The sequence below is a fragment of the Mesorhizobium sp. WSM4810 genome, assembly GCF_055811235.1.
This window is the reverse complement of sequence record NZ_JBVVQV010000009.1, coordinates 96,439-108,439: the sequence shown is the minus strand read 5'-3', so window position 1 is coordinate 108,439 and position 12,001 is coordinate 96,439. Positions and strand designations below refer to the sequence as shown.

The following is a 12,001-nucleotide window of genomic DNA, read 5'->3' as shown; positions in this document are numbered from 1 at the left end:
ATGACACACCGGGGTAAAGAAAACCTGCATTCGGTGCGATACGTAAAACTTTAAATATAAGGTTAACAGAACTGTGATTCCGGCGCCGCTATCGCAACATTTTTCCGGGCCAATCATTAACCCGTCGTCCACAGGATGGGCCTATTTTTTGGCGGCTGCCTATTTTTGGCGGCTGGAAGAACGGAGGTGCAGAGTCATGCGTGGCGAAAACGGCATTGCCTTCTCGATGCCCGGCGGCGATGTGTCGGGAACGGCCGGGTCGCGGCCCGTGGACCTGACGCATCTGGCGCGCCAGACGATGGGCGACCGCAGCCTCGAACAGGAGGTGCTGGCGCTGTTCGTGCAGCAGGCGTTGTCGGTTCGCGACAGGATCGTCGACGCCGATGTGAAGCAAAGACTGCTCCTGGCGCACGGGCTGAAAGGCTCGGCGCGCGGCGTCGGCGCCTTCGCTGTTGCCGATTGCGCCGGCGCGATCGAACTTCAACCTGAAGATACCAATACCCTCAAGCGGCTTGGCTCCCTGATCGAAGAAGTCCGCGATTTCGTCGCCTCCATCAGCCGTTAAACCCATTTCCGAAAAAAACGGCATAGAGCGACGCTTTCGCGCCGCAGTTGACTTGTCTGCGGGAGTGATTATCTCGGCTGGGACTCCCTTCAGGTGACAAATGACCAAGCTGACCTTCATCGCCCATGACGGCACACATTTTGACGTGGATGCCGAAAACGGCTCGACCGTCATGGAGAACGCGATCCGCAACGCCGTGCCGGGGATCGAGGCCGAATGCGGCGGCGCTTGCGCCTGCGCGACCTGCCATGTCTATGTCGATGAGGCGTGGACGGCGGAGGTCGGCGAGCCGGAAGCGATGGAAGAGGACATGCTGGACTTCGCCTACGACGTCCAGCCGAACTCACGGCTCTCCTGTCAGATCAAGGTGCGCGACGCTCTCGACGGCCTGGTTGTGAGCGTGCCCGCCCGCCAGGGCTGAAGCGTGGAGGCTTAAGCGGGGGATATAGCCGATTTTTCCGGCGCCGGCTTGGCAGCGGGCCAATGGTCATGCAGTGTCGCGCCGTTCTCTACAGCGCCGCACGTTCCCTGGACCACGCAAAGCACGCTGTAGCACGGTGATTGGGCGCAGGATCCCCGGCGAGAATCGATTCCGATTTTCGGGGTCATGCGCATCGAAGGCGCATTCATGACCGATATCATCAGGACGGACGTATTGATTGTCGGGGCGGGGCCCGTCGGCCTGTTCGCCGTGTTCGAGCTCGGCCTCTTCGACATGACATGCCATCTGATCGACATACTCGATCGGCCCGGCGGGCAATGCGCCGAACTCTATCCGGAAAAGCCGATCTACGACATTCCCGGCTGGCCATCGATCTCGGCCCAGGGCCTGGTCGACAGACTGCTTGAGCAGATCGCGCCGTTCAAGCCCGACTTCACCTTCAACCGCATGGTCTCGAGCCTCGAAAAGCTCGAGGACGGCAGCTTTCGCGTCATCACCGACGAGAACGAGGTGTTTGAAGCCAAGATTGTGGTTATCGCCGCCGGCGGCGGCTCTTTCCAGCCGAAGCGGCCGCCAATTCCGGGCATCGAGCTTTATGAGGGCAAGAGCGTCTTCTACTCGGTGCGCCGGATGGAGGAATTCCGCGGCCACGACCTGGTTATCGTCGGCGGCGGCGATTCGGCGCTCGACTGGACGCTGAACCTGCAGCCGGTGGCCAAGAGCGTGACGCTGGTGCACCGGCGGCCGGAGTTCCGCGCGGCGCCAGACAGCGTCAACAAGATGTACGCCATGCAGGAGATGAAGGAACTGGATTTCCATGTCGGGCAGGTGACCGGGTTGACCGGCACGGACGGCCATCTCTCGGCGGCGACCATCAAGGGACCCGACGGTGACACCGAGGTGCCGTGCACTCGGTTGCTGCCGTTCTTCGGGCTGACCATGAAGCTCGGACCGATCGCCGAGTGGGGGCTCAATCTTCACGAGAACCTGATCCCGGTCGACACCGAGAAATTCCAGACGTCGGTACCGGGCATCTTCGCCGTCGGCGACATCAACTGGTATCCCGGCAAGCTGAAGCTGATCCTGTCGGGCTTCCATGAGGTCGCGCTGATGGCGCAGGCGGCCAAGCGCATCGTCAGCCCCGGCGAGCGCATCGTATTCCAGTATACGACGTCGTCGACCAGCCTGCAGAAGAAGCTCGGCGTCGCCGGCTGAGTCTCTTACTCGCTCAACGAGAATCGTCCTTACCGTCTGGCCGAAGCTAACCCGGCAGCCGGCCGTTTTCGATGCGCTTCATGCGATAACGCAGCAGCCGCAGGATGCGGCTTTCGAAATTGATGGTTTCGACGCGATCGAACTGCATCTGAGCGCGGTCGTGCTTGGCAAGAATAGCGGCGGAGATCTCCGCTGCCTTGGCCTTGGCCTCCTGGCACGTCTTGCGCGGGTGGGTCGCCTTCAGCGCATCCTCGAGTTCGCCGGCATGGTTCTTGGCGATCTCGACATGGCGGTCCTCATGACGCTTGATGTCGGCGGACAATGTATCCCAAAACAGCCTTACGCCGGCATCAGCCTTGCGCGGGCGGCGCCACTCGGGAAGGATCACCTTGACCTTGACGGTGACATCGGCGTCGGCAATCGCGCAGGAGTTCGATCTTTCCGCATAGCTGACGCGGGTGGTGAACGCCATCTGCGTGGCGCCTGGATGCCGCATCCCGGTGCTTTTCACCCGAGGTCCAAGTTTCGTAAGCTGGGATCCGATATCATCGAGCGTTCTGCCGCCGATGCTGAAATAGCTATATGTCTTCACCAAATTCGCCGTGCCCGCCGGCAAGGCGGAACAAGCAAGCATCAGGGCGCAAAGCAGGGATCGTTTCATCATGTTGCCTCTTTGCCTACCTTGCGCTACGGCCGTTGCCGACGCAACGGAATTGATCTTTGGTGGATCACACATGGTTTATCGACAATGACGAGAGGGCGATGGCAGTTGGCGCATGGGCGCCATCTCGACCTTGGCGGCAAGGCGGTGATCGTCGGTATTCTCAATGTCACGCCGGACAGTTTTTCTGACGGCGGACTGTTCGTCGCGCCCGAACAGGCGATTGCCCAGGCGCGCCGGATGGTGGAAGAAGGGGCCTCCGTCATTGACGTCGGTGGGGAATCGACACGCCCCGGCGCATTTCCGGTAGCTATCGAGGAAGAGCAGGCCCGCGTGCTGCCTGTCATCAAGGCGCTCGCCGGGCGCGGCGAGGCGCTGATTTCGGTCGACACCTATCGCGAGGACACCGCCCGGCTTGCCGTCGCCGCCGGAGCCCACATCCTCAACGACGTCTGGGGCCTGCAACGCGAACCGGGCATCGCGCGGGTCGCGGCCGAAACCGGCGCCGGCCTTGTCATCATGCACACCGGGCGTGACAGGCAAAAACTGCCCGACGTGATCGAGGATCAGTTTTTCTTCCTCGGGAAGTCCCTGGAAATCGCCCGGCGAAGCGGCGTTGCCGACGACCAGATCGTGCTCGATCCGGGCTTTGGCTTCGCCAAGGAAACCGCGGAGGAAAATCTCGACCTGATGGCACGGTTTTCCGAGCTCGATGTCTTGGGCTTTCCGCTGATGGCCGGTACATCGCGAAAGCGCTTCATCGGCGCCGTCACCGGCCGCGACGCCTCGGCCAGAGATGCCGGAACAGCGGCGACGAGCGTCATACTGAGGCTCAAGGGCGCGCGGCTTTTTCGCGTCCACGATGTCGCAATCAATGTGGATGCGCTGGCGGTTGCGGATGCTATGCTGGCGCGTGAAACCGCCGCATAGCCCGCAAATCGAAATGCGTAGATCAAAGGCCTTAGAGCGTAGTCTGTGCGCCCAAGCGGACGCGCATCGCTCCAATCGAGCAGGACGCTGAGCGATGTATGTCATCCGCCTGAAAAATTGCGCCTTCTTCGCTCGGCACGGCGTGCTGGATGAGGAGGAGACGCTCGGCCAGCGTTTCTATGTCGACGCTGCGCTCACCGTCGAACCCGGCCGCGCGCTGGTCGATGACTCCATTGAGGATACCGTCCACTATGGCGTTGCCTTCGGGGTGATCGAAAAGATCATCACCGGGGAGAGGCGTTTTCTGATAGAAGCGCTGGCGCTGGAGGTGGCCCGGGCGCTGACAGCCCGCTTTCCCCAGATAAAAAAGGCCGAGATCACTGTGCGCAAGCCGAACGCGCCGGTGCCCGGCGTGCTCGATCATGTCGAGGTGACCGTTGCCTGGCCCCAATAACACGGTTTACCTCAGCCTTGGCGGCAATCTCGGCGACCCGGCAAGGTCGATGGGCGCGGCGCTGCGCATGCTGGACGCCGACGGGAACACGCGCGTCGTTGTCGTCTCCTCGCTTTACCGCACGCCGCCCTGGGGCAAGCTCGACCAGCCGGATTTTCTCAATGCGGCCGCCGAAATTTCGACCGTGCTCGCGCCACATGCATTGCTCGATCTCTGTCTCGACGTCGAGCGCAGGCTGAAGCGGGTGCGCGAGGAGCGCTGGGGTCCACGGCTGATCGACATCGACATTCTGGTGTTCGGCGATCGGATCATCCACGAAACCGGGCTGGAAGTGCCGCATCCGCGCATGCTGGAGCGCGCCTTCGTTCTGGCGCCGCTGGCCGAGATCGTGCCTGACCTCACCGTCGACGGCAGAAGCGTGGCGGAGCGGCTTGCCGCTCTCGACAGCGCCGGCATCGAGCAATTGTCGTCCGGCCGGGATTGGTGGCTGACCTAAAGCATCGAACCAAAACCTCTAACCATTTTTGGCTCCGATACACTGATCTCAGCCGGCAAATCCCCCGCCGTCGAGGAACACCTGTTCCTGCGGCGTCGTCTCGCGGCCAAGCATCCTGTTTCGATGCGGAAAGCGGCCGAAGCGCTGAATGATCTCCAGGTGCTCGACGGCATACTTCAGATAGGATTGGGCTTTGGCGGTAGTGAGGTCCACCGATTTGAGCTGGTCGGCGAGATGCTCCGAATGCTCATAAGGCAAATAGAGGAAGACGCGAAGCTCTTCGTCGAGCGCCAGATCCTGGCCGGCGGCGATCGCCTTTTCGGCAAAATGCCTTGCCAGGGGGTCGGTGGCATACATATGGCCGGTGCCGCGAAAGCAGTTTCGCGGGAACTGGTCGAGCAGGATCATCAGCGCCAGTGAGCCTTCGGCATGCTCCGACCATCCGTCGCATTCACGCCGCGCGGCAGCGTAATGCAGCTCGAGAAACCAGTTGCGGAACTCCGCGTCGAAGGCGTCATTCTTCTCGAACCATGCATCTTTCCCGGCGTCACGCCAGAATTTGGTGACGGAGAGCGCGCGCTCGCCCAGTTCGATCATCTGTTTGCTCTCCAATGTTTAGTCGGCAGGCTCGGATTTGTGCAGAACGCCGGCGGTTTCTTCATTGAGCGCCTGACCGGAGCGGCGCGGCTGGCTGAGCGGTGTCGGAATGGGTGTGCCGATATTGCCCTTGAGGAAGCGCGCTCCGGCGCGAACCCCTTCGGCGAGCTGCAACTCGAAACGGGCGGAATCGCGGTGGCGGACGTCCTCGATCACCTCGGCGACTTCCTCGGGGTCGACGCCCAGTGCTTCCAGCGTGGAGCCGCCGAAGACAAGCGCTGATTCGAAGGTTTCGCGAATCTGGAAATCGACGTCGGCACGTATCAACTGCAGTGCGGTTCCGCGGTCGAAAGCGCGTGCCAGCACGGTGAGCAGGGGAAACTCCGCCTTGATCAGCTTTGCGATGCGGACGGCGACATCGGGCTTGTCGACGCAGATCAACACGGCGCGCGCGCGGCCGGCGCCGGCGGCACGCAGAATGTCCAGCCGCGTGCCGTCGCCATAATAGACCTTGAAACCGAAATCGGCCGCCGCCTGGATCATCTCGACCTCATTGTCGATGATCGAGACGTCGATCCCGCGCAGCAGAAGCGGCTGGCTGGCGATCTGGCCGAAGCGGCCGAAGCCGATGATCAGCACGCTGCCGGTCAGGCCATCGGCGATGTCGACGCCTTCGAGCGACTGCTCGTCGCGTGGCGTCAGATACCGCAATGCCAGAATGGCCAGCGGCGTCAGCACCATGGAGATGATGACGATCGCCGTCAGCGTCGCGTTAGCCTGGCTGTCGATGATGCCGACCGCCGCGGCGGCGGAATAGAGAACGAAGGCGAATTCGCCGCCTTGCGCCATGAAGACGGCGCGCTCGAGCGCTTCCCGGTGGCCGGCCTTGAGGATGCGGGCGACGAAGTAGATGCCGATCGCCTTTATCAGCATGTAGGCAACGACGTAGATGGCGACAAGCCGCCAGTTCTGGGCAACCACGTGCAGGTCGAGCGACATGCCGACAGCGAGGAAGAACAGCCCGAGCAGCACACCGCGGAATGGTTCGATGTCGGCCTCGAGCTGATGGCGGAAGGTGGATTCCGACAACAGCACGCCAGCCAGGAAAGCGCCCATCGCCATCGACAGGCCGCTGAGCTGCATGGCAAGCGCCGACCCCAGAACGACCAAAAGGGCGGCGGCGGTCATCACTTCGCGGGCGCGGGCATCCGCCAGGATGCGGAAGAACGGATTGAGCAGGTAACGCCCGGCCAGCACCAGCCCGACGATGGCGGCAAGACCGATGCCCACGTCCGTCAGCCGCTGCGTCAAGCTCATATCGGCGCCGCCCGGTGCCAGGAAAGCGATCAGCGCCAGCAGCGGCACGATCGCCAGGTCTTCGAGCAGCAGGATGGAAACGATGCGCTGGCCTTTTGGCGCGGCGATCTCACCGCGTTCCTCCAGAAGCTGCATGACGATCGCCGTCGAGGTCAGCACGAAACCGGCGCCGGCGACGAAGGATTGCGAGACCGGAAAACCTCCCGCCAGTCCGACCCCGGTCAGCAACAGCGCGCAGACGCCGACCTGCAATGCGCCAAGGCCAAAGATCTCTCGCCTGAGGCCCCACAGCCGTGACGGCTGCATCTCCAGCCCGATGATGAACAGGAACATGACGACGCCGAGCTCGGCGACGTGAAGAATGGCTTCCGATTCGGAAAAGATGCCGATGCCGAACGGGCCGATGACTACGCCGGCCGCCAGATAGCCGAGGATGGAGCCAAGCCCGATGCGCTTGAAGATCGGCACGGCGACAACACCTGCGGCGAGCAGCGCCACGACGTGGATCAGATCGCTGCCCGCTGCTTCTGCCGCCATGCCTGCCGTTCCGTCTCTCTAGGGACCGCTGCACGTGCTGCGGCATCGAGCGGCAAAGATAGGGGCTTCGGCTGAGATCGAACAGTCCGAATCCGGAAACTGGTGCAGCAGTGTTGCAGGCGCGCTCCACAACTTTATGCACCGGCTGCGTTGTGTGTTGCAGAAATCGGGCGCTAAGGACGCCGCGGCTTGGCCGTGAAGGGCGGATGACGATCAAGTCGGCCGCCCTTTTTGAGGGAGACGACTGACATGAAGACATTTTTGCTTGTTGCCGTTGGCATCGCGGCGCTTGCCGGATCGGCCTGCTCGAAGGCGCCGGACTGCACCACCGAAATGCTGACCAAGAAGGCCCAGGAAATGACCGCAGCCCTTCAGGAGGCAATTACCAAGGATCCGGCCAAGGCAGCCGATCTCACCGCCAAGGTCCAGGCGGTCACAACCAAGTATCAGGGCGCGACGACGGCGGAGGAGGCCTGCAAGGCCTATGACGAGCTGACTGCCGCCATCAAGGCCTGAGAATCGATTTGAGTTTTGCTAAAAGAAGCGGTGGCCGTGGCTGCCGCTTTTTTGGTAATAGTGAATAGTGAATAGTGAATAGTGAATAGTGAATAATGAGTAGTCAGTAGTGAATATCTAATTCCATTCACCATTCACCATTCACTAAATTGCACAGCGCGTTGCATTTTCACTGGATGCGCAGACGATCGTTCAGTTCGGCGCGATGGAGCCGACTTCGAGCGTATCGACGCGCTTCAGCTTCATGCCGATGACCGGCACCAATTGCTGGTCGACGCGCACCGCAACCGTCACTGTCATCGAATTGTCGTTGGGGACAAGAGCCTGCATGACGCCGCGCAACTGGTTACGGTTGATGGTAAAGACGACCTTGTTGGCGCTGACCACATTGCCGCCGATGATGTCGAGACCGGAACCGGCGGCACCGCCCATGAAGCTGCCCTTGTAGCCCTCGCGGCCCTTGTGCTGGATCGTCGCCGACATCTGCTGGGTGAACATGCCGACCCGGCAACCGCCGTCGAGCGACATGCCGATCTTGCCGTCCGGCGTCGAACCGGTGAAATTGCAGGTGAATTTCGTGCCCTTGTATTTGCCGGCGACGATTTCCCCCGGGCCGACCCATTCGCCTTTCACCGATTGAAAGAACTTCTTGTCCCGTTCTGCCGCAAAGGTCTTTTCGGCCATGCCGGCGGTTGTTGAAACCACGACTGCCATGGGCAGGACGCTAGACAAGATCACGCTTTTCATCGACGACACCCGGCAACAAAGAGACTGGTTTGGAACCCGTCCGACCATGAACAAGATTGGTTAATGCTTCGTCACCGGTTGCGGATGACCCCGAAAATCGGACGCGATTTGCGCTGGGATCATGGGCAAAACAAACGTGTTGCAGCATCCCTTGGCGCGCTACCAGGACGTGCCGCGTCGGAGACGGTCGTCAGGTGTCGGAAGCGGATGTTTCCTTCTGCTTTTTGGTTGCAAATGATGTCAGCGCGGACAGGAAATCGCCCATGCCGGGCCGCCTCGCGGCGCTGAAGGGCAGGGGCCTTGCGGTCTCCATCGCAGCAATGCCGATGCGCGCCGTCATCATGCCGTTGACGACGCCTTCGCCAAGTTTTGCCGAGAGCCGGGCGGCAAGGCCATGGCCGACGATCTGCTGCACGAAACTGTCGCCGACGGCAATCGAGCCGGTCACCGCCAGATGGGCGAGAACGCTGCGTGCCAGCCGGAAGAACCCCACTGTGCCCGGCCGGCCGCCATAAAGCTCCGACAGGCGGCGAATCAGCCGGCCGGCTTCGAACACGACATAGGCGACGTCGACCAGAGCGCGAGGGCTGACCGCCGTCACCAGCGACACACGCTTTGCCGCTTCGAGGATCATCACCTTGGCGCGTGCATCAAGGGGGCCGAGGATTTCGGTCTCGGCCAGGCGCACCAGATTGCCGCCGTCGATGATCTCGTCGCGCAAGTCTGCCAGGGCGCGTCTGCCGGCCGCGGTTTCGGGTTTGGCCGCGACAAAGGCCGACAGTTCCTCGACCACGGCGCGAGCGGCTTTCGGATCGTCGCGGGCGATGGCGTCGAGCGCCCGCATCTGCAGCTTTTCGACCTCGGCGAGGCGGGTGATCGCCAGGAACTCGCGGACGAGGATGACCAGAAGCGCGAGCAGCGCGACCACGGCCATCCCGGCGGCCAGCCAGCCCAGCCATTCGGCACGGGCGAACAGATCGCGAATCAGCCGGTCGGTCCAAAGGCCGAGGGCCAGCGAAACCAGAACGCCCAATGCGCCGAAGAACAGGCTGACTGATATCGAGCGCTGCCGCGGCGCGGTCGCAGGCGGCGGTTCGGCGGCGATGATGTCCGGCTCGTCGAATACGTCGATTTCCGCCGGCGTGACGACGGCAAGGTCAGCGTTCACGGTGCGTGGTCTTTTGGCCGCAGCGGCGTCGGGCTGGCGCGAGGCCGCCTGTTGCTTTGGCGGGGCTTCCGGCTCGATGCGAAATGCCGCCGGCTTGCGGGGCGCGGTCATGCCAGATGATCTCCGATCAGGAACTGCAGGGCACGGTCGAGCCTGATATGCGGCAGCGACAGCGTGACGCCTTCGGCAGTGCGTTCGAGTTTTGGCGGGCGAAAGCGCACGAAGCGGATCGCCGGGTCCTCATTGGCCTGCCGATGACCCGGGTTCTGCTGACGGTCTGGTCCGGAGACATCGAACACTGCATCAATTTTCTCCGGCAAGTCACCGGGAAATATGGCTGTTTCTGTTCTGCCATCAAATGTGTCGCCGTTGATCTTTTCACCTTTCAACGGTGTGCCGATGATGACCGGCAGCGTTTCGCGGCCTTGCTTGACCGTGCCTTCCCGAGTCGCTCGCACCGCCGCCAGGGCGACCACGTCGACATCGGCGCCGGTGAAATTCGCCCGCGCCACGGCGCGGTCGGCGAGCCGCCGCACGATCGCCTGCAGCCGGTCATGGCTTTCGTGATGCAGATGGTCCGCCTTTGTCGCCGCCACCAATATGCGGTCGATGCGCCTTGAAAAAAAGTCCGTCAGGAAATTGCCGCGACCGGGGCGGAAGCAGGCGAGGATTTCGGTCACCGCACGTTCGAGATCGGCCATCGCGCCGGGCCCGGCATTCAAGGCCTGCAACGCGTCTATCACAACGATCTGACGGTCGAGGCGCGTGATGTGCTCCCGGAAGAACGGCTTTACGACATGCGTCCTGTAGGCCTCGTAGCGCCGCTCCATCATCGCCTGAAGCGACCCGGGCCGCGCCCGCCGCTCGCTCAGCCCCGGCAACGGCGCGAAGGTCAGCGCCGGTGAGCCGTCAAGGTCGCCGGGCATCAGGAAACGGCCGGGTGGCAGGGTCGAAAGCGCCCGCTCGTCGAGCTTGCATGCCTTGAGATATGCGGCGAAGCTCTCGGCGAGGCGTCGCGCCGTCATCTCATCGGCGTCGGCATTCGGGTCGATTGCGGCGGAGAGCGCGCGCCATTCCTGCGAAAGGTCGGCGCGCACCGGCAGCACGGCCATGTCAAAGGCTTCGCGTGAGAAATCGGCGTAGGATTTGCCGAGCAGCGGCAGGTCAAGCAGCCATTCCCCAGGATAGTCGACGATATCGATCGACAATCTGCCTGATGAGAACATGCGGCTCCAGCCGGAGGCCGATTCATATTCGATGGTAAGCCTCAGCTCGGAAATGGCACGTGTCGAATCCGGCCACAGGCGGTCGTTGACCAAGGCCGCGATGTGGTCCTCGTACTGGAATCGCGGCACGGCGTCATCGGGTTGCTCTTCGAGGAAGGCACGGGCAATACGCCCCGATTTCTGCGCCTCGAACAGCGGCAACCGCCCGCCGTGGATCAGATTGTGGACAAAGGCTGAGATGAACACCGTCTTGCCGGCGCGGGAGAGGCCGGTAACACCCAGCCGCAGCGATGGCGAAAAAAGCCCGGTAGCGCGCCCCGACAGCGTATCCAGGGCAATCTTCGCCTCGTCGGTGAAAGTGGTCAGCGATGATGCCAAAATGCGGTCTCTCGGGGCTTCGGTCCGCCCCGATATAGGCGGTGGCGGCTAGTGTGGCGAATCCGAAATTCGCAGTACCTTGGAGCATCGCAGTGAGCGAATTTCGGATTCTAAGTCACACTGGCAAACCATCGTTTCTAGCGTGGTTTTGGATTTGAAGTTCCTGAACGCTGACGCCATTGAAGTGGCAGGAACGTCAATCCACCACGCTACGTTTGAAAAGGCGTCAGATATCGGCCGGCGACAGGAAGGCTTCGAGATAGCCGGTGCCTTGCGCGGCGTTGGCAAGACTGCCTGGAAAACGGACGACCGCGAGGCCGGAGGTCGGGAAGCCGTGGTTCAGCATTCCCCTGGCAGCCTCCTCGCCATCGCCCGAAAGCGCGATGGTGAGATCTTCCGTCATTGGATTGTGGCCGACGACGAGCAGCGAGCCTGGCTCGCCATTGCCGCGGATGAGCTTGAGATAGCCGGCGGCATCCTCGCAGTAGAGCGTCTCCAGGAACAGGACCCGGCCCGTATCGGTGTGACCGGCCAGGCCCTCAAGCGTTTGGCGCGCTCGCTTTGCATTCGAGCAAAGGGTCAGGTCCGGAATGTAGTTGCAGGCCCGCATGACCGCACCCATCGTTTCGGCGTCGGCGACGCCGGATGCGTCGAGCGGACGATCGAAATCGCGCATGCCCGGCAGGGCCCATCCGGCCTTCGCATGCCTCAGCAGATAAAGCTTGCTCACCGGTCCCTCGCTTGTGCCAAAC

At 62.3% G+C, this 12,001-nt stretch carries 14 protein-coding genes; 7 read left to right on the top strand and 7 right to left on the bottom strand.

The window, feature by feature from the left end; translation table 11 throughout:
- The first annotated feature begins 196 nt into the window (after window positions 1-196).
- The 3 genes from AC0L3O_RS15670 to AC0L3O_RS15660 all read left to right on the top strand — a co-directional run bounded on the left by AC0L3O_RS15670 (window position 197) and on the right by AC0L3O_RS15660 (window position 2,222).
- The gene (locus AC0L3O_RS15670; protein WP_473615990.1) at window positions 197-565 is read left to right on the top strand and encodes an Hpt domain-containing protein; all 369 of its coding nucleotides are present in this window, start codon (window positions 197-199) and stop codon (window positions 563-565) included.
- Window positions 566-665: 100 nt separating this feature from the next.
- Window positions 666-986: a 2Fe-2S iron-sulfur cluster-binding protein gene (locus AC0L3O_RS15665; RefSeq protein ID WP_473615989.1), complete on the top strand. Its 321-nt coding sequence runs from the start codon at window positions 666-668 to the stop codon at window positions 984-986.
- Window positions 987-1,193: 207 nt separating this feature from the next.
- Window positions 1,194-2,222: an NAD(P)/FAD-dependent oxidoreductase gene (locus AC0L3O_RS15660; protein WP_128244846.1), complete on the top strand. Its 1,029-nt coding sequence runs from the start codon at window positions 1,194-1,196 to the stop codon at window positions 2,220-2,222.
- 46 nt (window positions 2,223-2,268) lie between these two features.
- Here the strand turns inward: AC0L3O_RS15660 and AC0L3O_RS15655 are convergent, their stop codons facing one another.
- Window positions 2,269-2,886, bottom strand: a complete 618-nt coding sequence (locus AC0L3O_RS15655) for a DUF922 domain-containing Zn-dependent protease (protein WP_031255671.1) — start codon at window positions 2,884-2,886, stop codon at window positions 2,269-2,271.
- An 84-nt stretch (window positions 2,887-2,970) separates the two neighbouring features.
- Here AC0L3O_RS15655 and folP point away from each other — a divergent pair, with 84 nt between their 5' ends.
- From folP to folK, 3 genes are all read left to right on the top strand, one after another.
- Window positions 2,971-3,813 carry a dihydropteroate synthase gene (gene folP, locus AC0L3O_RS15650; RefSeq protein WP_473615988.1) on the top strand — a complete coding sequence of 281 codons (843 nt, stop codon included), beginning with the start codon at window positions 2,971-2,973 and terminating at the stop codon, window positions 3,811-3,813.
- Window positions 3,814-3,907: 94 nt separating this feature from the next.
- Entirely contained in the window at window positions 3,908-4,267 is a 360-nt protein-coding gene (gene folB / locus AC0L3O_RS15645) for a dihydroneopterin aldolase (RefSeq protein ID WP_473615987.1), read from the top strand.
- The gene (gene folK, locus AC0L3O_RS15640; RefSeq protein ID WP_473615985.1) at window positions 4,251-4,763 is read left to right on the top strand and encodes a 2-amino-4-hydroxy-6-hydroxymethyldihydropteridine diphosphokinase; all 513 of its coding nucleotides are present in this window, start codon (window positions 4,251-4,253) and stop codon (window positions 4,761-4,763) included. Before folB ends, folK begins: the two co-directional genes overlap by 17 nt.
- Window positions 4,764-4,811: 48 nt before the next feature.
- Here folK and AC0L3O_RS15635 read toward each other — a convergent pair whose 3' ends face one another.
- Window positions 4,812-5,360, bottom strand: coding sequence for a DUF924 family protein (locus AC0L3O_RS15635; RefSeq protein WP_473615984.1), 549 nt, complete (start codon window positions 5,358-5,360; stop codon window positions 4,812-4,814).
- Window positions 5,361-5,378: 18 nt separating this feature from the next.
- On the bottom strand, window positions 5,379-7,214 hold the full coding sequence (locus AC0L3O_RS15630; protein WP_473615983.1) for a monovalent cation:proton antiporter-2 (CPA2) family protein: 1,836 nt from the start codon (window positions 7,212-7,214) through the stop codon (window positions 5,379-5,381).
- 249 nt (window positions 7,215-7,463) lie between these two features.
- On the opposite strand from AC0L3O_RS15630, the gene AC0L3O_RS15625 reads away from it, so the two are divergent.
- Window positions 7,464-7,730 carry a hypothetical protein gene (locus AC0L3O_RS15625; RefSeq protein ID WP_473615982.1) on the top strand — a complete coding sequence of 89 codons (267 nt, stop codon included), beginning with the start codon at window positions 7,464-7,466 and terminating at the stop codon, window positions 7,728-7,730.
- Window positions 7,731-7,922: 192 nt separating this feature from the next.
- Here the strand turns inward: AC0L3O_RS15625 and AC0L3O_RS15620 are convergent, their stop codons facing one another.
- The 4 genes from AC0L3O_RS15620 to AC0L3O_RS15605 form a co-directional block, all read right to left on the bottom strand.
- Window positions 7,923-8,477 (bottom strand): hypothetical protein, encoded by a 555-nt coding sequence (locus AC0L3O_RS15620; protein WP_023801140.1) that lies wholly within the window; start codon window positions 8,475-8,477, stop codon window positions 7,923-7,925.
- A 190-nt stretch (window positions 8,478-8,667) separates the two neighbouring features.
- Window positions 8,668-9,756 carry a YcjF family protein gene (locus AC0L3O_RS15615; RefSeq protein ID WP_473615980.1) on the bottom strand — a complete coding sequence of 363 codons (1,089 nt, stop codon included), beginning with the start codon at window positions 9,754-9,756 and terminating at the stop codon, window positions 8,668-8,670.
- Window positions 9,753-11,249 (bottom strand): YcjX family GTP-binding protein, encoded by a 1,497-nt coding sequence (locus AC0L3O_RS15610; RefSeq protein ID WP_473615979.1) that lies wholly within the window; start codon window positions 11,247-11,249, stop codon window positions 9,753-9,755. Before AC0L3O_RS15610 ends, AC0L3O_RS15615 begins: the two co-directional genes overlap by 4 nt.
- A gap of 226 nt (window positions 11,250-11,475) precedes the next feature.
- Window positions 11,476-11,979: a SixA phosphatase family protein gene (locus AC0L3O_RS15605; RefSeq protein ID WP_473615978.1), complete on the bottom strand. Its 504-nt coding sequence runs from the start codon at window positions 11,977-11,979 to the stop codon at window positions 11,476-11,478.
- Between the last annotated feature and the right edge of the window lie 22 nt (window positions 11,980-12,001).